Origin of the sequence: Ruminococcus sp. 5_1_39BFAA (assembly GCF_964240875.1) — a bacterium.
Classification (GTDB): Bacteria; Bacillota; Clostridia; order Lachnospirales; family Lachnospiraceae; genus Blautia_A.
In genome coordinates, this window is record NZ_CAXSVO010000014.1 from 62,347 (window position 1) to 86,703 (window position 24,357).

A 24,357-nucleotide genomic window follows, 5' to 3' on the forward strand; every position below is an offset into this window, starting at 1 on the left:
AACATGGCAGAAAAATCAAAGAAATATCCACATGCCTTTTTCGAGAGAAATTCATGGTATCACAGGACAAAGGTGCTGCAGGAAGATTACAGTGTTAAGTATGGGAAGATAGGAGGTTTTAAAACAGATAAGGAAGCGGAGGATGCTTATAATAAGCATATGGAGGAGTTTGACAGGACAATGAAAGTCAAGCTTTTACCGCAGGGAAAGGATATTACTGTAAAAGAGTATCTGGTATACTGGTATGAAAGTATTTTTTCGGAGCGGATTGAGAGCACAACAGGTTATGTGTCGGCCTATGTTCTGTATTCTTTCTTATTACCCAGCATAGATGATGACATGAAACTGAGGTTGATTAATGTAGAGTACATCAATGCTGTGCTGAAAGCGGCTGCAAAATACTGTGAGTCGGCAGGTAATAAAAGCAGAGAGTTATTGTTCATTGCATTTAAGGATGCCGTTGTGGAGAGGATGATTCCGAACAATCCTGTAATCGGTACGAAAAAATATCCCAGAAAAAAGGCAAACGTAATGATCCTGAATAAAGAACAGACAAAACGGTTTCTACTTGCGGCAAAAGCACGGAATTGGTTTCTTGAAATTATACTGGCTCTTTATCTAGGACTCAGAAAAGGGGAAATTCTGGGGCTGAAATTTTCGGATTTTGATATGGAAAAGAAGATTGTTCATATACAAAGGCAGCTGGTTTCCGATGTAAAGGTGGAGAAAGGAGGATACCGAATAGAAGAGTATAATATAGTAGAACGTGATCCCAAAACGGAGAAAAGTAACCGCATCTTGCGTGTTCCCAACATTGTATTAGTTGAGCTGGAAAAGAGAAGGCAGATGGTACAGCTTGATAAATCTATGCTGGGGGAACAATATTGTGATTCAGATTATGTAAGTTGCCAAAAGAATGGGCTTCGCCGGGGGCTTAGCTCATTGAATTCTGAAATAAACCGTATATGTGAAGCTAATTTATTACCACATATTACGGTTCATGGCTTGAGGCATATGTTTGCAACAATATTATTGGAGCGAGGTGTTAGCATAGCCAAAATATCGGGGATGTTGGGGCATAGTTCTGTGCATACGACATTTGAGTTCTATCTGGAGATTATGGATGAAGATACAAAGATGATGGAATTTATGAATAAGGAATTTGTTCCGGAAGTAGTGTAGGAGGCGATGATGGGATTAGAAGAGCTTGATCTGCAATCGTATGTGGATTATAAGGTTTCGGAAATCATGGAACTGAAAAATAAACTTGGCTTCCGTGTGACTCTTATTTATGCAGATGGAAGCACGAAAATAAGGGAGCATGGGGGATTTACAAAGAAAGCAGACGCAAACGCAGAGAAAAATAGCGTCATTTCTCAATTACATAGCGGAGTGTATGTGGTTCACAATAAGGTCAAGGTGAAAGAGCTGCTTGTTTATTGGCTGGAGTACGTCATGAAACCGGAGGAAACATTCAAAGCAAATAGTTATCATACCTATAAAAATTGTATTGATAAACATATTAATCCCAAAATCGGTAATTTGCGGCTGTTGTCTTTAAATCAGGGGCATTTGAGCAAGCTTTATAAGGAATTGGCTACAGAATATGTATCCATACCGAGACTTGCAAAAACAATTCTGAATACCGCAATGACATATGCTCTGGGAAAACGATTGATTCTCAACAATCCTTGTAAAGATGTAGGTCTTCCTAAAAATGTAAAAAAGAATGAATATCACACACTTAAAATTAAGGAAACGAATACCTACACTCTGGAACAGGTGAAAACCATCCTGCGCCTTGCAAAGGGCAGCAAAATCTATATGCAAATGGTATTGGCTCTGCTGATGGGGCTTCGGTGCAGTGAAATCAATGGATTAAAATATTCAGATATAGACTTTGTACATCATAAAATGCGTCTGCAGCGTCAGTTGGGGGAAGATCTTCATGCGGACAAAGAAACGATTGCCCCAAATATGAAAACAAAGCAGGAGGTTCCGCTCAAAACAAAAGCGAGCTACAGGTATTTGGACATACCAGATTATGTGTATTGTGCCTTGCTGGAGGAACGAAAAAAATATGAGAAAAATAGGAGCAGAAGGCAGCATGGAAAGTGGGTGTTCCAGGATCTGAACTACGTTTGCTGTTCCAGTTATGGGAGACCTCGCAGCAGATCTTACCATTATGAGCATTATGTAAAATTGATAAAAGAAGCCGGGGTGCCCCATATAACTTTTCATGATCTGAGGCATACCTATACAACGATTTTGATGAAAAATGATATCAACCAGCGTGCTATTGCTAATGCGTTAGGGCATTCAAAATCAATTATTACTGTGGATACCTATACTGATATGAAGATGATAATAGAAGATTGCGTAGAAGCAATGCAGGAATTCATATCAGAAGTGCATCCCTATGATGCTACGGACAAGCAAATGCTTGAGAATATGTTCCAGGAAAAACTTGTGCTGAAAGAACAGCAGAGAAAAATGAACTGTATTCATTATATTCCGGGAATTATTATTTATGATTATTCAGATGTTGATGAGATGGAAGATATAGCAGAATGGCATATGGGAAAAGGGGCAGCTTAGAAACTGCCTCTTTTTACTTTAGGGAATGCCCTGACCAGTCTGTTATGAAAAATATTGTTGTGAATTAGCTAAAATATGGTATAATATAATTAGCTAAAAGAAAGGGGGCTTTTATATGATCGGGGCCACGGCTACAGCTACTGAAATGCAAAACAATTTCGGGAGATACCTAAATATTGTCATGGAAGGAAGAGAAGTTATAGTAACAAAAAATGGCAAAGAAGTTGGCCGGTTTATTCCGAAAGATGCAACCGTTTCCTATCTTACTGATTCGCTTACCGGTATACTCAAAGGTGATTATGAGATTGAACAGGCAAGGGAAGAGAGGTTGAAGGAAAAATATGAAATTACTGATTGATGCGAATATTTTGCTGGATGTACTGCAAAAAAGAGAACCTCATTATCGAGAAGCTACGGTGATTTGGAAACTTTGCGAAACTGAGCAGGTTAAGGGCTATGTTTCAACACTTACCTTTGCAAATTTGGTTTATGTGATGAGAAAGGAACTTACACCAGAAAAGATAGAAGATATATTGCGGGCTTTGAACCTTATTTTTGAGTTTGCAGATCTTAACGCAACAGACCTTACACATGCGGCTGAAATGAAATGGGATGATTTTGAAGATGCGGTACAGTGTTCTATTGCACAGCGCATTCATGCGGAATATATCATCACCAGAAACATCAGGGATTTTAGAAAAAGTAAAGTAATGGCGCTTACACCGAAGGAACTTATCGCAAGGATATGACGGAGACAGGAAAATACAAGGAAAGGGATGGCAATAGCTGCTATCCCTTTTCAACTGTAAGAAAAGCTGTTAAAATGAACCGGAAACTCAATTTAGTACTTGTAATCAATTATAACATCTGATAGAATTGTGAGTAGAACAAATGTTCTTTTGTGCAAATAAAAGTTATTTTTATTCATTTCGTGATCCCGTGTGTTGTTTCGTATTCGTGGATATTGCGGTGTCAATGAAAATGAAAATTATGACTTAATTCGTGTAATGACCATTTTTGCCAGAGGAGCGAGCCTCTTTTACACGAATTTTCCTCAAAAATTACACGAATTTTCAGGTTAATACTAATCATAACAAGGAGTATTTGACTATGGAAACATTCAAATTACACTCAGAATATGTCCCTACCGGCGACCAGCCGCAGGCCATTGAGGCCCTCGTCAAAGGCTTCCAGGAAGGCAACCAATGCCAGACTTTACTAGGGGTTACGGGCTCTGGCAAGACTTTCACCATGGCGAATGTCATCGCCCAGTTGAACAAACCAACATTGATTTTGGCACATAACAAGACGCTGGCGGCGCAGTTGTACAGCGAATTCAAAGAATACTTCCCTGAGAATGCCGTTGAGTATTTTGTGTCCTACTACGACTACTACCAACCCGAAGCCTACGTCCCCTCCTCGGACACATATATCGCGAAGGATTCCGCCGTCAATGATGAAATCGACAAACTGCGTCTCTCCGCGACGGCTGCTATGTCGGAGCGAAAGGACGTGATCATCGTGTCCTCTGTATCCTGCATCTATGGCTTGGGTTCACCGAAGGAATTCCAGGATATGATGATCTCCCTGCGGCCGGGAATGGAGAAGGACCGGGATGAGGTTATCCGGCAGCTTATTGACATTCAGTACACCCGAAATGAAATGGATTTCCACAGAAGTACCTTCCGTGTGCGGGGAGATACGCTGGAGATATATCCTGCCAACTATACGGACTGCGCTGTGCGGGTGGAGTTTTTCGGAGACGAAATAGATAGGCTCACAGAGATTGATGTGCTTACCGGCGAGATCAAATGTGAGGTTTCACATGTGGGCATATTTCCGGCATCCCATTATGTTGTGCCGATGGACCAGATACTCCGCGCAGCAGGGGCCATTGAGGAAGAGTTAAAGGAGCGCGTGGAATATTTTAAAAGTGAGGACAAGCTTCTGGAGGCACAGAGGATTTCGGAGCGGACTAATTTTGACATTGAGATGATGAAGGAAACAGGATTCTGCTCCGGCATTGAGAATTATTCCAGGCATCTGGCCGGGTTGGAGCCGGGGCAGCCGCCGTATACGCTGCTTGATTATTTCGGAGATGATTTCCTTTTGATCATAGACGAGTCCCATAAGACGGTACCTCAGGTGGGCGGCATGTACGCCGGGGACCAGAGCAGAAAGCAGACGCTGGTAGATTACGGCTTCCGTCTTCCTTCGGCAAAAGATAACCGTCCATTAAGCTTTGAGGAGTTTGAAAAAAAGCTGGATCAGGTACTCTTTGTTTCCGCCACACCGGGTGAATATGAGCATGACCATGAGCTTCTGCGTGCGGAGCAGATCATCCGTCCTACCGGGCTACTTGATCCAAAAGTGGAGGTGCGTCCGGTAGAAGGGCAGATTGACGATTTAGTGGGCGAAGTAAATAAAGAGGTGGAGAAGAAACATAAGATTCTCATTACCACCCTCACAAAGAGAATGGCAGAGGATCTGACAGAATATATGAAGGACATCGGCATTCGTGTGCGGTACCTTCACTCAGACATTGATACGCTGGAACGTGCGGAAATCATCCGCGATATGCGGTTGGATGTATTTGATGTGCTGGTGGGTATCAATCTGCTTCGTGAAGGTCTGGATATCCCGGAGATTACGCTGGTGGCGATTCTGGATGCAGATAAAGAAGGCTTTTTGCGTTCGGAGACATCCCTGATCCAGACTATTGGTCGTGCGGCCAGAAACAGTGAGGGGCATGTCATTATGTACGCCGACAATATGACAGATTCCATGAGAAATGCGATTGATGAGACAAACAGGCGCCGCGCCATTCAGGAAGCATATAATAAGGAACATGGAATTACTCCTACCACCATCAAAAAAGCAGTGCGTGACCTGATCGCTGTGTCCAAGGCAGTTGCGGAGACTGAGATCAAGCTGAAAAAAGATCCGGAATCCATGGACAAAAAGGAGCTTACAAAACTGATTTCACAGGTGGAAAAGCAGATGCGCGCTGCCGCTGCAGATCTGAATTTCGAGCAGGCAGCCGAGCTGCGAGACAAGATGATAGAATTAAAGAAGAATCTTGCGGAATTAGAAGAATAAATATAGTGTGTAAAAAAGTACAGGTTTTCCGAGACGGTGGATTAAAAAAGCGGAAGAGAGCCTGTACTTTTTAATCTGGAACTCCTTTTTTGGTAAAAACATGAAAATTTCACAGAAAAAAATTGTAAATAATATTGACAAATCCATGGAAGAGGTGTATCTTAACATCATAAATGTTAGCACTCCAATAAAATGAGTGCTAACAAAAGGAATTCTAAAAGAAAGGAGCAGACATTTCATGGATGAAGTATTAGATGAGCGCAAAAGGAAAATATTAAAAGCAATCATCAAAACTTATATGGAGACAGGTGAGCCGGTTGGTTCCAGGACGATTTCCAAGTATCCGGATTTAAATGTCAGCTCAGCAACCATCCGAAACGAAATGTCCGACCTGACGGACATGGGCTACATTGTGCAGCCTCACACTTCGGCTGGAAGAATTCCGTCTGATAAAGGCTATCGCCTTTATGTGGATGAGCTTACCAGGGAAAAGGAAGCGGAAATCGCAGAGATCCGCGACATGATGATTGAGAAAACGGATAAAATGGAAAAGGTATTAAAGCAGGTTGCGAAAGTGCTTGCAGCCAATACGAATTATGCTACCATGGTCACCGTTCCTCAGTACAGCGGAAGCCGCCTGAAGTTCATTCAGCTTTCACGGGTCAGCCCTCAGCAGCTTATAGCGGTGGTTGTCTGTGAAGGCAACGTTGTCCGTAACCAGATTATCAATCTTGATGAGGAAATGGACGACCAGACAATCCTGAAATTGAATCTTCTTCTGAATACCAACTTAAATGGCATTCCCATTCAGGATATCAATCTTGGCATGATCGCCAGACTGAAGGAACAGGCGGGAATCCACAGCGGTGTGGTTGCGACGGTTCTGGACGCTGTTGCGGCAACCATTCAGGTGGATGAGGAAGATATGGAAGTATATACGTCAGGTACTACTAACATTTTCAAGTATCCTGAGCTTGCAGACAAAACAAGAGCCAGCGAGCTGATTTCCACTTTTGAGGAAAAGAAGGAACTTTTAAACATGGTACGCGAGGAAATGGCGGACTCAGGAAATACCGGGATCCAGGTCTACATTGGAGATGAAGTTCCAGTGCGTACTATGAAGGACTGCAGTGTGGTTACCGCTACCTACGAATTGGGAGAGGGAATGCACGGAACTATCGGAATCATTGGTCCAAAGAGAATGGATTATGAGAATGTGGTAGACAGTTTGAAGAAATTAAAGGTCCAGCTTGATGAAATTGTAAATAAGAAAACATAGAAAGGCGGTAGAAAGCGTGTCAGAAGAAACAAAAAAAGAACCTGAAGTGCAGGAGGAGGCAGTTGATATTCCGGTATCTGACGGACAGGATGACGAGGCAGCGAATACGGCCGACACAATGAAGGAACCGGTTCAGGAAGAATGCTCTGAGGAAAATGCGGCAGAAAGTGCCGAAGAGTCTGAAAAGGATTCCGAAGAAGATTCAGCTAAGGCACCAGAGGGAAAATCAAAAACATCCTTCTTTGGCAAAAAGAAAAAAGAAAAAGACAAATTTGAACAGCAGATTGAAGAGCTTACGGATAGGCTGAAAAGAAGCATGGCAGAATTCGATAATTTCCGTAAACGTACGGAGAAAGAAAAAGCCAGCATGTATATCATTGGCGCTAAGGATATTGTAGAGAAGATCCTTCCTGTTGTGGACAGCTTTGAGAGAGGGCTTGCACAGGCACCGGAGGAAGACGCATTTGCCGACGGCATGAAGATGATCTACAAACAGCTTATGACCGCACTGGATGAGATGGGTGTGAAACCGATCGAAGCAGTGGGAAAAGAGTTCGACCCGAACTTACACAATGCAGTTATGCATGTGGATGATGAAGAGGCAGGCGATAATGTAATCGTGGAGGAATTCCAGAAGGGTTACACCTACAAAGATTTCGTAGTCCGCCACAGCATGGTGAAGGTTGCGAATTGACCGAAAGTAACTTAACGAGGCCGACCGAAGGGAGAGGCGAGTTTAGTGAATCGGACTTCCGAAGAATCATCTAAAATATATCACAGGTTTTATTAATATAGGAGGAAATTTATCATGGGAAAAATTATTGGTATTGACTTAGGTACTACAAACAGTTGTGTGGCAGTTATGGAGGGCGGACAGCCCACCGTTATCGCAAATACAGAAGGCTCCAGAACAACACCGTCTGTTGTCGCTTTCACAAAGACAGGAGAGCGTCTGGTAGGTGAGCCTGCAAAACGTCAGGCAGTTACAAACGCAGACAAAACCATCTCCTCCATTAAACGTGAGATGGGATCTGACTACCGCGTAAAGATTGACGACAAAAAATACTCTCCGCAGGAAATCTCCGCAATGATCCTGCAGAAGCTGAAAAAAGACGCAGAAGGATATCTTGGCGAGTCCGTTACAGAGGCTGTTATCACAGTTCCTGCATACTTCAATGATGCTCAGCGTCAGGCTACCAAGGATGCCGGAAAGATTGCTGGACTTGATGTAAAACGTATCATCAACGAGCCTACCGCAGCGGCCCTTGCATACGGCCTTGACAATGAAAAAGAGCAGAAGATCATGGTATACGACCTTGGCGGTGGTACCTTCGATGTTTCCATTATTGAAATTGGTGACGGCGTTATCGAGGTTCTGGCTACTGCCGGAAACAACCGTCTGGGCGGCGATGACTTTGACCAGAGAATTACAGACTACATGCTTTCTGAGTTCAAGAGAACAGAAGGCGTTGACTTAAGCAATGACAAGATGGCGCTTCAGAGATTAAAAGAAGCAGCAGAGAAAGCAAAGAAAGAGCTTTCCTCCGCAACCACCACAAACATCAACCTGCCATTCATCACTGCTACTGCTGAGGGACCGAAGCACTTTGACATGAACCTTACCAGAGCAAAGTTCGATGAGCTGACACATGACCTGGTAGAGAAAACAGCAGAGCCGGTTCGCCGTGCGCTGTCCGATGCAGGACTGACTGCTTCCGAGCTGGGCCAGGTACTTCTGGTAGGTGGTTCCACACGTATCCCGGCTGTACAGGATAAGGTAAGACAGCTTACAGGCAAAGAGCCGAGCAAATCCCTGAATCCGGATGAGTGCGTTGCACTTGGCGCTTCCGTACAGGGCGGCAAGCTTTCCGGCGAGGCTGGCGCAGGCGATATCCTTCTTCTGGATGTTACTCCGCTGTCTCTGTCCATCGAGACAATGGGCGGTATTGCAACCCGTCTGATCGAGAGAAATACAACTATTCCGACTAAGAAGAGCCAGATCTTCTCCACAGCAGCAGACAATCAGACAGCCGTTGATATCAACGTAGTACAGGGTGAGCGTCAGTTTGCAAGAGACAACAAGTCTCTGGGACAGTTCCGTCTGGATGGAATCCCGCCAGCACGTCGTGGCGTTCCGCAGATTGAGGTTACCTTCGATATCGACGCAAACGGTATTGTAAATGTATCCGCAAAAGATCTTGGAACAGGAAAAGAACAGCACATCACCATCACTGCAGGTTCTAACATGTCCGATGCTGAGATTGACAAGGCTGTAAAAGAAGCTGCTGAGTTTGAGGCACAGGATAAGAAACGTAAAGAAGCAATCGACACCAAGAACAACGCTGACTCCATGGTATTCCAGGTTGAGAACGCACTGAAGGAAGCCGGAGATAAGCTGGATGCTGGTGATAAGGCTGCCGTAGAGGGTGACCTGAACGCATTAAAAGACCTTCTTGCAAAATACACAAATGCAGAAGACCTCACTGATTCCCAGGTTGCTGAGATCAAAGCAGCACAGGAAAAGATGATGGAGAGCGCACAGAAGCTTTTCGCAAAGATGTATGAAGCACAGAATCCGCAGGGCGGCGCAGGCCAGGCTGGCCCGGACCCGAACATGGGAGGAAATGAAGCAGGCTACGGAGATGATGTGGTAGATGCTGATTATAAAGAGGTATAAAGCTGATCTTTAAAATGTGAAACTCAGGATTTCCGGCCGTCAAAGACATGACGGCTGGAAGTCTTACTATTAACATAAAAAGATAGGAATCATAATCATGGCTGATAAAAGAGATTACTATGAAGTCCTGGGCGTTCCCAAGAACGCCGACGATGCTGCGCTGAAAAAAGCATATCGCCAGTTAGCCAAAAAATACCACCCGGACGTAAATCCAGGCGATAAAGAAGCAGAGGCGAAATTTAAGGAAGCTACAGAGGCTTACGGTGTTTTAAGCGACCCTGAGAAGAGAAAACAGTATGACCAGTTCGGTCATGCGGCCTTTGAAAATGGCGGGGGCGGAGCCGGCGGCTTCGGCGGTTTTGACTTTTCCGGTGCCGACATGGGAGACATTTTCGGAGACCTGTTCGGCGATTTATTTGGCGGCGGAAGCCGCAGACGTCCTAATAATGCTCCCTCCAAAGGGGCTAATCTTCGCGCGCGCATAAATATTACCTTTGAGGAGGCTGTTTTCGGCTGCGAAAAAGAGCTGGAGATCACCCTGAAGGACGAGTGCAGCACTTGTCACGGAACCGGGGCAAAACCTGGAACTTCTCCTGTTACCTGTCCGAAGTGCAACGGCGAAGGCCAGATCGTGTACACACAGCAGTCTATGTTTGGCATGGTGCGTAATGTGCAGACCTGCCCTGATTGTTATGGAACCGGAAAGATCATTAAGGATAAATGTACGAGCTGCCGGGGAACCGGATATACCTCCAGCAGAAAGAAAATCCAGGTATCTGTTCCGGCAGGTATTGATAACGGACAGAGTATACGGATCAGGGAAAAAGGAGAGCCGGGCACAAACGGCGGACCAAGAGGCGATCTGCTGGTAGAGGTAAATGTTGCACGCCATCCTATTTTCCAGAGACAGGATATGAATATTTATTCCACAGCACCTCTTACCTTTGCTCAGGCAGCATTGGGCGGTGAGGTACGCATCAGCACTGTTGACGGTGAGGTTGCATACGAAGTGAAGCCTGGCACCCAGACCGATACCAGAATCCGCCTGAAAGGAAAAGGCGTTCCTTCCCTTCGAAATAAAAATATCAGAGGCGACCATTATGTGACCCTGGTGGTACAGGTTCCAACCGGATTAAATGAGGAGGCAAAGGAAGCACTCCGCCGGTTTGATGAGGCCTGCGGCAACCGTCCGTCTGAGAGCGGAAAGGGAGAAAACGGAGAAAAAACCGAGAAAAAGAAAAAAAGCTTTATGGATAAGCTGAAGGAAACCTTCGAGGAATAGGCTGCAAAAGAAAAAAAAGAATATAAGAAAAGAGGAGATATCCTCTTTTCTTTTTTTGCTTCTTATTGTATATTAGAGAATAGTGGCAAACTGCAGGAAAAAACAGTGATGATTCAATGACACAGAGAGGGAACAGATGAGCGCAGGGATCGTACTTCAACAGATGATGATAATTTTTATATTGATTTTGACAGGCTATGCTGCCTGCAGGAAAAATATCATTCCTGCAGGAGTATCGAAAGGTATTTCTGCATTGGTGGTCAATATCTGCAATCCGGCAATTCTGATCCGAAGCGTTTTTACTGTGGATGACACGGTGACAAATGAGAAGATTCTTTTGGCTGTGCTTGCGGGCGCTGTCATGTACTGCATCCTTCTGGCTGTATCATGGATTTTTCCAAGATGTTTAAAAGTGGAAGAAAAATGGAAAAATCACTATGCAATGATGTGCCTTTTCGGAAATACCGGATTTATAGGAATCCCTTTGACTGCAGCAGTTCTGGGAGACCAGGCGGTGATTTACGTGGCTGTGGTAAACACGTATTTTAACCTGATCTTTTATACATACGGAATCCACCTTGCGGACAAGGAAAACAGCCATTTTTCATGGAAGAACTTCCTTAATATGGGAAACCTTTCTATAGTAGTAACACTGATTTTGTTTCTGCTGCGTCCGACTATTCCGGAAGTGCTCACATCCAGTATCAATTATATGGCAGACACCACCACCTTTCTGGCTATGGTGGTGATCGGAATTTCACTGGCAGGAAGTAACCTGAAAGAGATTTTTACCGAGGGAAAGCTGTATCTGTTTATTGTACTGCGCTTTCTTGCAGTGCCTGTGGTCATTGGAATGATCCTTAAATTGTTTGTTCATGATGAAAACATTTACGGTGTGATGGTTCTGATGGCAGCAGTACCTGTGGCAAACCTTCCTCTGATGCGTGTGGAAGAGACTGGGGGAGACGGACAAATGCTTTCAAAGGGTATTATCCTCAGCACGATCCTGTCTTTGATCACAATTCCGCTGGTAGTTGCTTTTTTATGTTAAGGAAGATGGCTGCTGACGCAACCGCATTCCGGCGCAGTGTGCACCGGCAGGTTCTTTGCATTATAAAGGAGGCTTTCGTTGGATCTTCAAAAAAAGAGTTTTTGGGAAAAATATCTTCCTAAATGGGAGATTATCCCGCTTCTTACCATTCTGGCTGCAAACTGTTTGATATACTGGGGCAGCAGTGCGTTTACCGGGGACAGATTCCATTATGACTTTACACTGGACTTCGACAGGGCAGTTCCGCTGATACCGGAATTTGTATGGATTTATATTCTCGCATATCTTTTTTGGGTGGCAGGGTATATCCTGTCGGGGCAGCGGGGAAAAGAAACCTTTTACCGTTTTGTCGCCACAGATCTGACGGTTCATCTGATCTGTTTTATTCTGTTTCTGCTTATACCCACTACCAATGTGAGGCCGGAACTGGCAGGAGAAACGATCTCGGAAAAGGTGTTGCAGCTTATCTACGATATGGATGGAGGAAGCAGCCCTTACAATTTATTTCCATCCATTCACTGCTATGTAAGCTGGCTGTGCTGGCGGGGCATTGCAGGTGCAAAGGAAATTCCAAAATGGTACCAGAACTTTTCACTGGTGTTTGCAGTGCTGGTGATCATTTCCACTCAGGTGCTGAAGCAGCATTATATTGTGGATGCAGTTGCGGGAGTGGCGCTGGTGGAGCTGGCATGGTACTTTTACAGGAAGAAAAGCCATTATCAGGGAGTGAAGAATTTTTTTGAGAAGCTGAATAAAATGATATTTAAAATATAGATGGGAGAAATGCTATGAAATGGAATCGTTTTACCATTAAGACCAGAACTGAGGCAGAGGATGTGCTGATCTCCGCACTGGCAGATGTAGGGATTGAGGGTGTGGAAATCCAGGATAAGCAGCCTCTTACGGAAGAGGACAAGGCACAGATGTTTGTGGATATCATGCCGGAGGGACCGGAAGATGATGGGATCGCATATCTGAACTTTTATCTGGAGGAGGATGCGGATACGGAGAGTATTCTGAAGGATGTGCGCCAGGCAATCGATGAGGTAAAAAGCTACATGGACATTGGAGAGGGAACCATCCAGGAGTCTCAGACAGAGGACAAGGACTGGATCAATAACTGGAAGGAATATTTCCATCAGTTCTATGTGGACGATATTCTCATTGTGCCTTCCTGGGAAGAGGTGAAGGCGGAGGACAGCGATAAGATGGTTCTTCACATTGACCCAGGCACAGCTTTTGGAACAGGAATGCACGAGACGACTCAGCTTGTGATCCGGCAGTTGAAGAAATACGTGAAAAAAGGCGACCTGATGCTGGATGTGGGAACCGGAAGCGGAATTCTGGGCATTGTGGCATTAAAGCTTGGGGCAGGACATGTGGTAGGAACGGATCTGGATCCATGTGCAGTTCCGGCAGTTGGAGAAAACAAAGAGTCCAACAGCATTGCGGACAAAGATTTTGATATGGTGATCGGAAATATCATTGATGATAAAAGCATTCAGGATATGGCTGGATATGAGAAATATGATATCGTGACAGCAAACATCCTGGCAGATGTGCTTTTGCCCCTGACTCCGGTCATTGTACACCAGATGAAAAAAGGCGGTCTTTATATTACCTCCGGCATTCTGGATGTAAAAGAAGACGTGGTGGTACAGGCAGTAAAGGATGCCGGACTGACTTTGGTAGAAGTGACACGGCAGGGAGAATGGGTATCTGTAACCGCCAGAAAGGATTGACAGGATGCAGCGCTTTTTTGTAGAGCCTCATCAGATTGAGGAAGAGAAACATCAGATCCTGGTGACAGGCGGGGATGTAAACCACATGAAAAATGTTCTCAGGATGCGTCCGGGAGAAGAGGTGTGGATCAGCGACGGGCAGGGAAAAGAGTACCATTGTTCCATTGAAGCTTACGGAGAAGAAGGTGCTATGCTGCATATTCTCTACGTTCAGGAGGCACAGTATGAGCTGCCTAACAGGATTTATCTCTTTCAGGGCCTTCCAAAAGGGGACAAGATGGAGCTGATCATCCAGAAGGCAGTGGAACTTGGGGCATACGCTGTGATTCCTGTGGAGACGAAGCGCTGTGTCGTGAAGCTGGATGCAAAAAAAGCAGAGAAAAAAGTTGCACGGTGGCAGCAGATCTCCGAGAGCGCGGCGAAGCAGTCCAAGCGCATGCTGGTGCCGGAGGTCAGACCGGTGATGAGCTTCAAGGAGGCTCTGAAAGCAGCAGAGGAGCTTGACATCTGCCTGATTCCCTATGAATTTGCAAGGGGAATGAAGGAGACGAGAGAAATCATCGGGACGATCACGCCGGGAAGATCCATCGGTATTTTCATCGGACCGGAGGGAGGATTCGAGGAGAATGAAGTGGCTGCTGCTGTGGAAACAGGAGCAAAGCCAATTACCCTGGGAAAACGGATTCTGCGGACAGAGACAGCAGGGCTTGCCATTTTGTCTGTGCTGATGTTTAATCTGGAGGCAGAGGAAGAGGAGATATAAATGGAAGCATATTTTGATAATTCTGCCACGACCAGATGCTATCCTGAGGTAGCGGAGATTGTGGTGAAAGCCATGACAGAGGATTTTGGAAATCCCTCTGCTATGCATAAAAAGGGCGTGGAGGCAGAGCAGTATGTAAAACGGTCTGCCGAGACGCTGGCACGTCTGATGAAGGTAAATGCAAAGGAAATCCTGTTTACCTCCGGCGGGACGGAATCCGATAATCTGGCTCTTTTCGGGGCAGCGCAGGCAAATAAGCGAAGAGGAAACCATATTATCACCACATCTGTAGAGCATGCTGCGGTGGGACAGCCCATGGAGCGCCTCCAGGAACAGGGATTTGAGGTGACGGTTCTGCCTGTTGACAGCAGGGGTGTGGTAAAAATGGATGTTCTGGAAACAGCGCTTCGTTTGGATACTATTCTGGTTTCCGTGATGTACGTAAACAATGAAGTGGGAGCCGTGATGCCGGTAGAGGAGATTGGAAGGCTTGTCCATGAAAAAAGTCCCAACGCTCTGTTTCACGTAGATGCGATCCAGGCTTTCGGAAAATACCGTATCTATCCAAAGCGGATGGGAATCGACCTGCTTTCCGTAAGCGGACATAAGATCCATGGGCCAAAAGGCACAGGGTTTTTATACATCAATGAAAAGGCAAAGGTGCAGCCTCAGATCCTGGGCGGCGGTCAGCAGAACGGTATGCGTTCCGGAACAGACAATGTACCGGGAATCGCAGGACTTGGAGTTGCCGCAGAGATGATTTACCAGGATTTTGAAAATAAGGTAGAGCATCTTTACCAGTTAAAGGAGCGGCTGGCAGACGGGCTTTTGAAGCTGCCGGATGTGATTTTGAATGGTATGGGGCTTCGTGAGGGAGCGCCTCAGATTCTCAGCGCAAGCTTTATTGGAATCCGAAGCGAGGTCCTGCTGCATACTTTGGAGGACCGTGGAATTTATGTATCTGCGGGAAGTGCTTGTTCCAGCCATAAAAGAAAGGCGAGCGGCACTTTAAGCGCTATGGAGATGCCCAAGGAGCAGAAGGAGAGTACATTGCGGTTCAGCTTTTCCGAGGAAAATACATTTGAAGAGGTGGATTACTGCCTTGCGGTATTGCAGGAAGTGCTTCCAATGTTAAGAAGATATGCCAGACATTAAAAAGGAGAACAAAATGATATTTCACGCATTTTTGATCAAATACGCAGAGATTGCGATCAAGGGCAAAAACAGATATCTGTTTGAGGATGCCCTTGTAAAGCAGATGAACATTGCTCTTTCCAAGGTGGAAGGAGAATTCCGGGTAGTAAAGGAACAGGGACGTGTTTACGTATTCTGCCCGGAGAGCTATGATTTTGATGAAGTGGTAGGAGCGCTGAAAACTGTATTCGGCATTGTGTACATCTGTCCGGTGGTGATCTATGAAGACCAGGGCTTTGACCAGATGGCTGTGGATGTGGTGGATTACATGAAAGCCGTACACCCGGATTACAGCGGAAGCTTTAAGGTATATACCAGAAGGGCAAAAAAATCATATCCCGGTACTTCTATGGAAGTGAGTGCACGGCTGGGAGAAAAGATTTTGGATGCCTTCCCGAATGCAGGTGTGGATGTGCATAACCCGGATCTGACCCTTTCCGTGGAGATCAGGGAAAAGATTTATGTGTATTCCAAGTCCATTAAGGGACCAGGCGGAATGCCGGTAGGTACAAACGGAAAGGCGATGCTGCTGCTTTCCGGCGGAATCGACAGTCCTGTTGCAGGCTATATGATCGCGAAGCGAGGAGTCAAGATCGAAGCTGTATACTTCCATGCGCCGCCGTACACAAGTGAGCGTGCAAAGCAGAAGGTGGTGGATCTGGCAAAGCTGGTTGCAAAATACAGCGGCCCCATCAGGCTTCATGTGGTAAACTTTACAGATATCCAGCTTTACATTTATGATCAGTGTCCGCATGATGAGCTGACGATCATCATGAGAAGATATATGATGCGAATCGCAGAGCATTTTGCGAAAAAGGATAACTGTCTGGGACTGATCACAGGTGAGAGCATCGGACAGGTGGCAAGCCAGACACTGCAGAGCCTTGCAGCTACCAACGAGGTGTGTACCCTTCCTGTTTACCGCCCGGTCATTGGCTTTGACAAGCAGGAGATCGTGGAGCGTTCCTGGGAGATCGGAACATATGACACCTCAGTTCTTCCTTACGAGGACTGCTGTACCATCTTTGTGGCAAAGCATCCGGTGACAAAGCCGAACCTGAAGGCTATCCGTCATTCAGAGGAAAAGCTTGAGGAAAAGATTGGGGAGTTGATGGAAGAGGCGCTGAAGACCACGGAAGTGATTGAGATTCAGTAAAAAAGAGGAACTGCCTGGCAGTTCCTCCGGTTATACCGATTACTCAACTACGTATTTCTGAATGATCTCCATAACGCTGTCAAGAGCAGAGCCGTCAGCGTGGATGTTCAGGTCGATCGGTTTGGATAAATCTAAGCTGAAAATGCCCATGATGGATTTTGCATCAATGACATATCTGCCGGATACTAAATCAAAATCGCAGTCGAATTTGCTGATTTCATTTACAAATGCTTTCACTTTATCGATAGAGTTCAGTGAGATTTTTGCTGTTTTCATTAAGATAACCTCCCTTGAATTAGTTACTTATTCTTTCTACAGTACCAATCTTACCTGTCCGCATAGTAAAAGTCAAGGTGAAAAGAGTTAAAAAATGATTAAAGAATTAGTGAAAAAGTATAAAAATTATACGAAAAGCAGAGGATAGCATGAAAAAGAAGGTCGCATTACACAACTTAGGATGCAAAGTAAATGCCTACGAGGTAGAGGCAATGCAGCAGCTTTTGGAGCAGAGGGGTTACGAGATCGTACCTTTTGAACCGGGCGCTGATGTTTACATCATCAATACCTGCACAGTGACAAACATCGCTGACCGGAAATCACGGCAAATGCTGCATAAGGCAAAAAAAATGAATCCTGATGCCATTGTAGTGGCAACAGGCTGTTATGTTCAGACAGATCAGGGGCATCTTGACAAGGATGAAGCGGTGGATCTTGTTTTGGGCAATAACCAAAAGAAAAATATTGTGGAAGCATTGGAGCAGTATGAAGCGGAACATTGCAGGCAATCCCGCATTATCAAAATCAATCAGACAAAGGAATATGAGGAGCTGTCCATCAGCCGGACCGCGGAGCATGTCCGGGCTTACATTAAAGTCCAGGACGGCTGCAATCAGTTCTGCACATATTGCATCATTCCCTATGCCAGGGGCCGGGTGAGGAGCCGCAGCCTTGTCAAAATCCTGGAGGAAGTAGGTGCGCTGGCGGAAGCAGGATATAAGGAAGTGGTGCTTACCGGAATCCATTTAAGCTCCTACGGCGTGGATTTCCCGCCTGAAAAAAAAGAAAATCTTTTGACACTGATCCGGGCTGTCCATGAGATTCCGGGCATTACAAGGATACGCCTGGGTTCCCTGGAACCGGGCATTGTGACTGAGGAATTTGCACGGGAAATTTCGGCTTTGCCCAAGGTGTGCCCCCATTTCCATCTTTCACTGCAAAGCGGCTGCGATGAAACACTTGCCCGCATGAACCGGAGATACCGTTCGGAGGAGTACAGGGAGAGGTGTGGATTTTTGCGGAAGTATTATGAAAATCCGGCACTGACGACGGATGTGATTGTGGGCTTTCCCATGGAAAGCCAGGAGGAATTCCAGGCTTCCTATGATTTTGTGGACAGCATTCATTTCTATGAAACCCATATTTTTAAGTATTCCAGAAGACAGGGTACAAAGGCTGCCGCCATGGAAGGGCAGCTTACGGAGGCTGTTAAGGGCGAGAGAAGCGATAAAATGCTGGAGCTGCATCACCGCCATGCGGCAGAGTATGAGCAGTCCATGCTGGGCAGGACTCTGGAAGTGCTCATAGAGGAAGAGGTGACCATAGAGGGGCAGCAGTATTATCTGGGCCACAGCCGTGAATATGTGAAAACCGCTGTGAAAAAACAGGAAGGCTGCGGCGTCAATCAGGTGGTACGGCTGCGTGCAGCGGGATTCCTGGAGCAGCATACCCTTTTGGGAGAGCTAAAGTAACTTTTCATTGTAATTTGCAGAGAATTATATTAGAATAGAGAAGAAGTAATTATAAGGACGTGAGAGATAATGGCAGAGAATAATCTGGGAAATACCCAATATTTCAGAGCAAAACCGGAGCAGGAGCTTGAAGTCAAGGAAATCCTGGATCTGGTTTACACTGCAATGGCAGAGAAAGGCTACAATCCTGTGAATCAGATCGTAGGCTATATTATGTCCGGTGACCCCACCTATATCACCAGCCATAATGGAGCCAGAAGCATGATCATGAGGGTTGAGCGTGATGAACTTGTTGAAGAATTGCTGACCGAGTATATTCGGAACAGATCCTGGGAACGCTAAGTATGAGAGTTCTGGGATTGGATTACGGTTCAAAGACAGTTGGAGTTGCTATAAGCGATCCGCTGGGATTGACGGCCCAGGGCGTGGAGACGATCTGGCGCAAACAGGAGAATAAGCTTCGCCAGACCTTGGCGCGGATCGAAGAACTGATTTCGGAATACCAGGTGGAGCGAATCGTGGTAGGGTATCCGAAAAACATGAATAACACCGTTGGAGAGCGGGCCTTGAAGTCTCTGGAGTTCAAAGAAAAACTGGAGAAGCGGACAGGCCTGCCTGTTGTGCTGTGGGATGAGAGGCTGACTACCGTGGAGGCCAACCGCACACTGATGGAGGCAAAGGTACGGCGGGAAAACCGTAAACAGTATCTGGATGAGCTGGCCGCCATCTTTATTTTGCAGGGCTATCTGGATTCCCTGGGAATGCAAATTGAGCACGAATAAGGAAGAGCATAAATGGAAAAAATTGAATTTCAGTCAGAGGATGGAATTACAGAATTTTATGTAGAGGAACAGACAACGATTGCAGGGACAACGTATCTGCTGGTGTCTGATTCAGAAGAGGACGAGGCAAATGCCTACATTTTAAAGGACATCTCAGGAGAGGAAAGTCAGGATGCCTGCTACGAAATGGTGGAGGACGAGGACGAACTTCTGGCTGTATCCAGGGTTTTTGAGCAGATGTTAGAAGACGTGGATCTTGAAATGTAAGAAAAAAAGTCGGTTCATTCCGGTGCCGTGAAATTGAGGGGTGAACTGCGCAAAAAATTGGAGGACGAATTTATTGAAAACTGAAAATAATAATAAGAACAGCAGCGGGCAGAATCCGGCTGCTTTGAGCGGAACGAAAAAACAGAAAAATTATAAGCATAAATACCAGTCAAAGGCAGGAAACAGTAAGCCTGTTCAGGATAAGGCTGCAAAAAGTACGAAAAACCAGGTGAAAAATCAGGTAAAAGCACAGGTGAAAAATGTTGCAAAGCGCGCGCGGAAAGGAAACGGTTCAAAGCTGAAGATTATTCCGCTGGGCGGCCTGGAGCAGATCGGAATGAATATTACAGCCTTCGAGTACGGAGAGAGTATAGTAGTAGTTGACTGCGGACTTTCCTTTCCGGAGGACGATATGCTGGGAATCGATCTGGTCATTCCCGATGTAACCTATTTAAAAGAGAATATTTCCAAGGTAAAGGGCTTTGTGATCACCCATGGACATGAGGATCACATCGGAGCGCTGCCCTATGTATTAAAGGATGTAAACGTTCCGATCTACTCCACAAAGCTGACCCTTGCCCTGATCGCAAATAAATTAAAGGAGCATAATCTTACACGCTCCACCAAGTTAAAAGAAGTAAAGCATGGCCAGGTGATCAATCTGGGCGATTTTTCGATTGAGTTTATTAAGACAAACCACAGTATACAGGATGCGTCAGCGCTGGCAATCTATTCCCCGGTGGGAATCGTGGTGCACACAGGAGACTTTAAAGTGGATTACACTCCTGTATTCGGAGATGCTATAGATCTGCAGCGTTTTGCAGAGATCGGACGGAAAGGTGTTCTGGCTCTGATGTGCGACTCCACCAATGCAGAGCGGCAGGGCTTTACCATGTCTGAGAGAACGGTGGGACGTGTTTTTGACAATTTATTTAATGAGAATAAGACATCCCGTATTATTATTGCAACGTTTGCATCAAATGTGGACCGTGTTCAGCAGATTATCAATACGGCATACCGTTTTGGAAGAAAAGTGGCTGTGGAAGGCAGAAGTATGGTGAATGTTATTACCACTGCTTCAGAGCTTGGCTATCTTCGCATACCGGATCAGACGCTGATCGATATTGATCAGGTCAAAAATTATCCGGATGAGCAGCTTGTCCTGATCACCACGGGAAGCCAGGGAGAGTCCATGGCGGCTCTTTCCCGTATGGCAGCTAATATTCATAAAAAAATCACCATTAAGCCGAACGATGCCATTATTTTCAGTTCCCATCCGATTCCGGGAAATGAAAAGGCGGTATCGAAGGTTATCAATGAGCTTTCCATGAAGGGTGCCAAGGTTATTTTCCAGGATGCGCATGTTTCCGGACATGCTTGTCAGGAGGAGATTAAGCTTCTGTATTCCTTGGTGCGTCCGAAATATGCGATACCGGTTCATGGAGAGTACCGTCATCTGACCGCACAGAAGCGTATTGTGGAGGAACTGGGATATACTTCCGAAAATATTTTCATGCTTGCATCCGGAAATGTTCTGGAGATGGACGAGCAGAGTGCTGGGATTACCGGATCAGTCCATACGGGGGCTATTCTTGTGGATGGTCTTGGCGTGGGCGATGTTGGAAATATCGTGCTGCGTGACCGTCAGCATCTTGCTGAGGATGGAATTATGATCGTTGTTATGACCCTGGAGCGTCACAGTAATGTGGTTCTTGCTGGGCCGGATATCGTATCCCGCGGTTTTGTATATGTGAGGGAATCAGAGGATCTGATGGATCATGCCAGAGAAGTGGTGGAAAATGCGCTGGACGGATGTCTGGAGCGAAATATCACAGACTGGGGAAAGATTAAGACAAGTGTAAAGGATGCACTCAGCGATTATCTGTGGAAACGCACCAAGAGAAGTCCTATGATACTTCCTATTATTATGGAAGCGTAAGTTTTTAAGCTGGTTTCAGGGCAAAGGCAGAGAATGCTGCAGGAAATGGCGGTAGCTCTGTTTTTGCCGCATTTGGAGGAATACTATGGATGAAATCAAAAAATGCATTGATGAGCTCCTTGCTGCGGTAAGAAGCAGTGAGGAATACCTGACCTATAAGGAGCAGGAAGAAGTACTGGGTAGGGATCCGGAGCTTATGGCAAGAGTGGACCAGTTCCGATCCAGCAATTTTAAGCTGCAGAATGAAGCAAACCGGGACGAGCTGTTCTCTGTAGTGGAGCAGCTTGCCAGAGAATCCAAGGAGCTTCGCAAAATCCCTGAGGTAAATGCTTATCTTGACGCTGAACTGGCGCTTTGCAAGATGATGCAGAGAATCTGCAGAAGCCTGACAGAAGGAACGCAGATGCACGTTCCGGAGTTATAGTGAGGGAAAAAAAGGAGGAAATATGGGAAATACAAGAGATCAGGTGGGGAAGGCCGGGCTGGTGATCGCCGGGGGCGTATTCCGCACCGCCCTGTATATCTGCGTGGCAGTATTGATTTTCTGGATAGGAAAGACTACATATCAGTTTGGATACAATGTATTTAACCAGCAGGCTATGAGTCCGGGGGCTGGTCAGGAGGTGACGGTGGTCATTCAGGAGGGGGCTTCTGTATATGACATCGGCAAAACTCTGGAAAGCAAAGGATTGATCGAGGATGCAAAGGTGTTTTACATACAGGAGAAGCTTTCCAATTATAAAGGACAGCTAAAGCCGGGAACTTATCTTTTGAGCACCGCCTATACACCTACCAGAATTATGGGAATCCTGGCGGGCGATGAGGAGCAGGAAGGAGTCAGCAGCACGTGATCGTGGATGAAAGAATGCGCACCTATATCAATTCCCTGGACATGGGAAACAGCCCTTTTCTGGAAAAACTGGAGCAGCAGGCTGTTCTTGACCGGGTGCCCATTATCCGTAAGGAGATGCAGAGCTTCCTGAAGGTGCTTCTGGGGATACTGCGCCCTGCAAGGATTCTGGAAGTGGGGACAGCAGTGGGCTTTTCCACACTCCTGATGTGTGAATACGGACGGTCAGATCTGGAAATCGTCACCATTGAGAATTATGAAAAGCGTATTCCTCTGGCAAAGGAGAATTTCAGAAAAGCCGGAAGGGAAAAGCAGATCACGCTTCTGGAAGGCGATGCGGGAGAGATTTTATCAGGTCTTGACTGTAAATTTGATTTGATTTTTATGGATGCTGCCAAAGGGCAGTATATCCATTGGCTGCCCGATGTGCTTCGGCTGATGCACCCAGGCAGCGTTCTTGTTTCTGACAATGTGCTCCAGGAAGGGGATATCATTGAATCCCACTACATTGTGGAGCGGCGAAACCGCACCATTTATAAACGGATGCGGGAATATTTGTATGAATTAAAGCATAATCCGCTTTTGGAAACCTCGATCATCCCACTGGGAGACGGGGTAACTGTGAGCGTAAAAAAAGAGGAAGGTGCCAAGACATGAGAAAGCCTGAATTGCTGGTTCCTGCCAGCAGCCTGGAGGTATTAAAGATCGCCGTAATGTTTGGTGCGGATGCGGTTTACATCGGAGGAGAAGCCTTCGGACTGCGTGCAAAGGCAAAGAATTTTTCGCATGAGGATATGGCGGCAGGGATCGCCTTTGCCCATGAGCATGGCGTGAAAGTGTATGTGACCGTAAACATTCTGGCACACAACTATGATCTGCCGGGAGTGAGGGAATATCTGGCAGAGCTGAAGGAATTAAAGCCGGATGCGCTGATCATTGCGGATCCTGGCATTTTTATGTATGCCAGGGAGATCTGTCCGGAGATCGAGTGTCATATCAGTACCCAGGCCAATAATACAAATTATGAGACATACCGTTTCTGGTATCAGTTGGGAGCAAAGCGAGTGGTGACAGCCAGAGAGCTTTCATTGGAGGAAATCCGTGAGATCAGGAGTCATATCCCGGAGGATATGGAAATTGAGACATTTATTCACGGTGCTATGTGCATCTCTTATTCTGGACGGTGTCTGCTCAGCAATTTCCTGGTAGGAAGAGATGCAAACCACGGTGCCTGCACTCATCCCTGCCGTTGGAAATATTCCATTGTGGAGGAGACAAGACCGGGAGAATACATGCCTGTTTTTGAAAATGAGAGGGGAACCTATATTTTCAATTCCAAGGATCTGTGCATGATTGAGCACATGGATGATATTATGACCAGCGGTATTGACAGCCTGAAAATAGAAGGCCGTATGAAGACTGCCCTCTATGTGGCAACGGTGGCGCGTACTTACCGGAAAGCGATCGATGATTACCTGGAAAGCCCGGAAAAATACAGAGCAAATATGCCATGGTACCAGGAGCAGATTTCCAATTGTACCTATCGGCAGTTTACCACCGGGTTCTTCTACGGAAAACCGGATGAGAATACCCAGATTTATGATAACAACACCTATGTGAAGGAATACACCTATCTTGGTTTTGCAGAAGCTGTTGACGACAGAGGATTTGTAAAAATCACGCAGAGAAATAAGTTTACAGTGGGCGAGACGATTGAGGTCATGAAACCGGACGGGGCTAACATTCCGGTCACGGTAAAGGCTATTTATGATGAGGAAGGCAATTCTGTAGAAAGCGCACCTCATCCGCAGCAGACCTTGTTTGTGGACCTGGGAAGCGGTATCCAGGTGTATGATATCCTGCGCCGCGGGGAAATGAAGTAAAAATTAAAAGAGAATGTTCACTATATTCCAGGATGTTTTGACGATTT

25 protein-coding genes are annotated in these 24,357 nt (G+C 45.9%); 24 read left to right on the top strand and 1 reads right to left on the bottom strand.

The genetic code is table 11. The features are described from left to right. The first annotated feature begins 3 nt into the window (after nucleotides 1-3). The 15 genes from ACESZH_RS14810 (at nucleotide 4) to thiI (ending at nucleotide 16,841) form a co-directional block, all read left to right on the top strand. Nucleotides 4-1,182, top strand: a complete 1,179-nt coding sequence (locus tag ACESZH_RS14810; RefSeq protein ID WP_373217385.1) for a tyrosine-type recombinase/integrase — start codon at nucleotides 4-6, stop codon at nucleotides 1,180-1,182. Between the two features lie 6 nt (nucleotides 1,183-1,188). Beyond that, a complete protein-coding gene (locus ACESZH_RS14815) occupies nucleotides 1,189-2,598 on the top strand; it encodes a tyrosine-type recombinase/integrase (protein ID WP_373217384.1) in 1,410 nt (469 codons plus the stop codon). Nucleotides 2,599-2,713: 115 nt separating this feature from the next. Next, entirely contained in the window at nucleotides 2,714-2,956 is a 243-nt protein-coding gene (locus ACESZH_RS14820) for a type II toxin-antitoxin system Phd/YefM family antitoxin (RefSeq protein WP_373217383.1), read from the top strand. After that, on the top strand, nucleotides 2,940-3,347 hold the full coding sequence (locus ACESZH_RS14825; RefSeq protein WP_373217382.1) for a type II toxin-antitoxin system VapC family toxin: 408 nt from the start codon (nucleotides 2,940-2,942) through the stop codon (nucleotides 3,345-3,347). The genes ACESZH_RS14820 and ACESZH_RS14825 overlap by 17 nt, the downstream gene beginning before the upstream one ends. 361 nt (nucleotides 3,348-3,708) lie before the next feature. Beyond that, nucleotides 3,709-5,697, top strand: coding sequence for an excinuclease ABC subunit UvrB (gene uvrB, locus ACESZH_RS14830; protein WP_373217381.1), 1,989 nt, complete (start codon nucleotides 3,709-3,711; stop codon nucleotides 5,695-5,697). A 238-nt stretch (nucleotides 5,698-5,935) separates the two neighbouring features. Continuing rightward, entirely contained in the window at nucleotides 5,936-6,976 is a 1,041-nt protein-coding gene (gene hrcA / locus ACESZH_RS14835) for a heat-inducible transcriptional repressor HrcA (protein WP_373217380.1), read from the top strand. Nucleotides 6,977-6,992: 16 nt separating this feature from the next. Further along, nucleotides 6,993-7,670 (top strand): nucleotide exchange factor GrpE, encoded by a 678-nt coding sequence (gene grpE, locus ACESZH_RS14840; protein WP_373217379.1) that lies wholly within the window; start codon nucleotides 6,993-6,995, stop codon nucleotides 7,668-7,670. 114 nt (nucleotides 7,671-7,784) lie between these two features. Then, nucleotides 7,785-9,653, top strand: a complete 1,869-nt coding sequence (gene dnaK / locus ACESZH_RS14845) for a molecular chaperone DnaK (RefSeq protein ID WP_373217378.1) — start codon at nucleotides 7,785-7,787, stop codon at nucleotides 9,651-9,653. Between the two features lie 97 nt (nucleotides 9,654-9,750). Then, nucleotides 9,751-10,935 carry a molecular chaperone DnaJ gene (gene dnaJ, locus ACESZH_RS14850; protein ID WP_373217376.1) on the top strand — a complete coding sequence of 395 codons (1,185 nt, stop codon included), beginning with the start codon at nucleotides 9,751-9,753 and terminating at the stop codon, nucleotides 10,933-10,935. A 136-nt stretch (nucleotides 10,936-11,071) separates the two neighbouring features. Beyond that, nucleotides 11,072-11,986 carry an AEC family transporter gene (locus ACESZH_RS14855; RefSeq protein WP_373217375.1) on the top strand — a complete coding sequence of 305 codons (915 nt, stop codon included), beginning with the start codon at nucleotides 11,072-11,074 and terminating at the stop codon, nucleotides 11,984-11,986. Between the two features lie 78 nt (nucleotides 11,987-12,064). Beyond that, complete coding sequence (locus ACESZH_RS14860) at nucleotides 12,065-12,760, top strand: phosphatase PAP2 family protein (RefSeq protein WP_373217374.1); 696 nt, start codon at nucleotides 12,065-12,067, stop codon at nucleotides 12,758-12,760. Between the two features lie 14 nt (nucleotides 12,761-12,774). Beyond that, nucleotides 12,775-13,728: a 50S ribosomal protein L11 methyltransferase gene (gene prmA, locus ACESZH_RS14865; protein WP_373217373.1), complete on the top strand. Its 954-nt coding sequence runs from the start codon at nucleotides 12,775-12,777 to the stop codon at nucleotides 13,726-13,728. A 4-nt stretch (nucleotides 13,729-13,732) separates the two neighbouring features. Next, on the top strand, nucleotides 13,733-14,491 hold the full coding sequence (locus ACESZH_RS14870; RefSeq protein ID WP_373217372.1) for a 16S rRNA (uracil(1498)-N(3))-methyltransferase: 759 nt from the start codon (nucleotides 13,733-13,735) through the stop codon (nucleotides 14,489-14,491). Beyond that, nucleotides 14,492-15,646, top strand: coding sequence for a cysteine desulfurase family protein (locus tag ACESZH_RS14875; protein WP_373217371.1), 1,155 nt, complete (start codon nucleotides 14,492-14,494; stop codon nucleotides 15,644-15,646). It abuts the gene before it with no gap. A gap of 13 nt (nucleotides 15,647-15,659) precedes the next feature. Continuing rightward, complete coding sequence (thiI, locus tag ACESZH_RS14880) at nucleotides 15,660-16,841, top strand: tRNA uracil 4-sulfurtransferase ThiI (protein WP_373217370.1); 1,182 nt, start codon at nucleotides 15,660-15,662, stop codon at nucleotides 16,839-16,841. A gap of 39 nt (nucleotides 16,842-16,880) precedes the next feature. Here the strand turns inward: thiI and ACESZH_RS14885 are convergent, their stop codons facing one another. Then, a complete protein-coding gene (locus ACESZH_RS14885) occupies nucleotides 16,881-17,117 on the bottom strand; it encodes an HPr family phosphocarrier protein (RefSeq protein WP_373217369.1) in 237 nt (78 codons plus the stop codon). 149 nt (nucleotides 17,118-17,266) lie between these two features. Here ACESZH_RS14885 and mtaB point away from each other — a divergent pair, with 149 nt between their 5' ends. The 9 genes from mtaB (at nucleotide 17,267) to ACESZH_RS14930 (ending at nucleotide 24,310) form a co-directional block, all read left to right on the top strand. Continuing rightward, a complete protein-coding gene (mtaB, locus tag ACESZH_RS14890) occupies nucleotides 17,267-18,589 on the top strand; it encodes a tRNA (N(6)-L-threonylcarbamoyladenosine(37)-C(2))-methylthiotransferase MtaB (RefSeq protein WP_373217368.1) in 1,323 nt (440 codons plus the stop codon). A gap of 69 nt (nucleotides 18,590-18,658) precedes the next feature. Continuing rightward, nucleotides 18,659-18,931: an IreB family regulatory phosphoprotein gene (locus ACESZH_RS14895; RefSeq protein ID WP_373217366.1), complete on the top strand. Its 273-nt coding sequence runs from the start codon at nucleotides 18,659-18,661 to the stop codon at nucleotides 18,929-18,931. A gap of 2 nt (nucleotides 18,932-18,933) precedes the next feature. Continuing rightward, nucleotides 18,934-19,371 (top strand): Holliday junction resolvase RuvX, encoded by a 438-nt coding sequence (gene ruvX, locus ACESZH_RS14900; protein WP_373217364.1) that lies wholly within the window; start codon nucleotides 18,934-18,936, stop codon nucleotides 19,369-19,371. Nucleotides 19,372-19,383: 12 nt separating this feature from the next. Further along, nucleotides 19,384-19,638: a DUF1292 domain-containing protein gene (locus ACESZH_RS14905; RefSeq protein WP_373217363.1), complete on the top strand. Its 255-nt coding sequence runs from the start codon at nucleotides 19,384-19,386 to the stop codon at nucleotides 19,636-19,638. A gap of 337 nt (nucleotides 19,639-19,975) precedes the next feature. Beyond that, entirely contained in the window at nucleotides 19,976-21,577 is a 1,602-nt protein-coding gene (locus ACESZH_RS14910) for a ribonuclease J (RefSeq protein ID WP_373217471.1), read from the top strand. Nucleotides 21,578-21,662: 85 nt separating this feature from the next. Then, nucleotides 21,663-22,001: a YlbF family regulator gene (locus ACESZH_RS14915; protein ID WP_373217362.1), complete on the top strand. Its 339-nt coding sequence runs from the start codon at nucleotides 21,663-21,665 to the stop codon at nucleotides 21,999-22,001. A gap of 22 nt (nucleotides 22,002-22,023) precedes the next feature. After that, nucleotides 22,024-22,428 carry an endolytic transglycosylase MltG gene (locus ACESZH_RS14920; RefSeq protein WP_373217361.1) on the top strand — a complete coding sequence of 135 codons (405 nt, stop codon included), beginning with the start codon at nucleotides 22,024-22,026 and terminating at the stop codon, nucleotides 22,426-22,428. After that, entirely contained in the window at nucleotides 22,425-23,084 is a 660-nt protein-coding gene (locus ACESZH_RS14925) for an O-methyltransferase (RefSeq protein ID WP_373217360.1), read from the top strand. The genes ACESZH_RS14920 and ACESZH_RS14925 overlap by 4 nt, the downstream gene beginning before the upstream one ends. Continuing rightward, entirely contained in the window at nucleotides 23,081-24,310 is a 1,230-nt protein-coding gene (locus tag ACESZH_RS14930) for a U32 family peptidase (protein WP_373217359.1), read from the top strand. Before ACESZH_RS14925 ends, ACESZH_RS14930 begins: the two co-directional genes overlap by 4 nt. The last annotated feature ends 47 nt before the right edge of the window (nucleotides 24,311-24,357 follow it).

Excerpts from the sequence above, each read along its gene's own strand:
- ACESZH_RS14810 (WP_373217385.1), top strand. The coding sequence starts at position 4 with ATGGCAGAAAAATCAAAGAAATATCCACATGCCTTTTTCGAGAGAAAT.
- ACESZH_RS14815 (WP_373217384.1), top strand. The coding sequence starts at position 1,189 with ATGATGGGATTAGAAGAGCTTGATCTGCAATCGTATGTGGATTATAAG.
- ACESZH_RS14820 (WP_373217383.1), top strand. The coding sequence starts at position 2,714 with ATGATCGGGGCCACGGCTACAGCTACTGAAATGCAAAACAATTTCGGG.
- ACESZH_RS14825 (WP_373217382.1), top strand. The coding sequence starts at position 2,940 with ATGAAATTACTGATTGATGCGAATATTTTGCTGGATGTACTGCAAAAA.
- uvrB (WP_373217381.1), top strand. The coding sequence starts at position 3,709 with ATGGAAACATTCAAATTACACTCAGAATATGTCCCTACCGGCGACCAG.
- hrcA (WP_373217380.1), top strand. The coding sequence starts at position 5,936 with ATGGATGAAGTATTAGATGAGCGCAAAAGGAAAATATTAAAAGCAATC.
- dnaK (WP_373217378.1), top strand. The coding sequence starts at position 7,785 with ATGGGAAAAATTATTGGTATTGACTTAGGTACTACAAACAGTTGTGTG.
- dnaJ (WP_373217376.1), top strand. The coding sequence starts at position 9,751 with ATGGCTGATAAAAGAGATTACTATGAAGTCCTGGGCGTTCCCAAGAAC.
- ACESZH_RS14855 (WP_373217375.1), top strand. The coding sequence starts at position 11,072 with ATGAGCGCAGGGATCGTACTTCAACAGATGATGATAATTTTTATATTG.
- prmA (WP_373217373.1), top strand. The coding sequence starts at position 12,775 with ATGAAATGGAATCGTTTTACCATTAAGACCAGAACTGAGGCAGAGGAT.
- ACESZH_RS14870 (WP_373217372.1), top strand. The coding sequence starts at position 13,733 with ATGCAGCGCTTTTTTGTAGAGCCTCATCAGATTGAGGAAGAGAAACAT.
- ACESZH_RS14875 (WP_373217371.1), top strand. The coding sequence starts at position 14,492 with ATGGAAGCATATTTTGATAATTCTGCCACGACCAGATGCTATCCTGAG.
- thiI (WP_373217370.1), top strand. The coding sequence starts at position 15,660 with ATGATATTTCACGCATTTTTGATCAAATACGCAGAGATTGCGATCAAG.
- ACESZH_RS14885 (WP_373217369.1), bottom strand. The coding sequence starts at position 17,117 with ATGAAAACAGCAAAAATCTCACTGAACTCTATCGATAAAGTGAAAGCA.
- mtaB (WP_373217368.1), top strand. The coding sequence starts at position 17,267 with ATGAAAAAGAAGGTCGCATTACACAACTTAGGATGCAAAGTAAATGCC.
- ACESZH_RS14895 (WP_373217366.1), top strand. The coding sequence starts at position 18,659 with ATGGCAGAGAATAATCTGGGAAATACCCAATATTTCAGAGCAAAACCG.
- ruvX (WP_373217364.1), top strand. The coding sequence starts at position 18,934 with ATGAGAGTTCTGGGATTGGATTACGGTTCAAAGACAGTTGGAGTTGCT.
- ACESZH_RS14905 (WP_373217363.1), top strand. The coding sequence starts at position 19,384 with ATGGAAAAAATTGAATTTCAGTCAGAGGATGGAATTACAGAATTTTAT.
- ACESZH_RS14910 (WP_373217471.1), top strand. The coding sequence starts at position 19,976 with ATGAATATTACAGCCTTCGAGTACGGAGAGAGTATAGTAGTAGTTGAC.
- ACESZH_RS14915 (WP_373217362.1), top strand. The coding sequence starts at position 21,663 with ATGGATGAAATCAAAAAATGCATTGATGAGCTCCTTGCTGCGGTAAGA.
- ACESZH_RS14920 (WP_373217361.1), top strand. The coding sequence starts at position 22,024 with ATGGGAAATACAAGAGATCAGGTGGGGAAGGCCGGGCTGGTGATCGCC.
- ACESZH_RS14930 (WP_373217359.1), top strand. The coding sequence starts at position 23,081 with ATGAGAAAGCCTGAATTGCTGGTTCCTGCCAGCAGCCTGGAGGTATTA.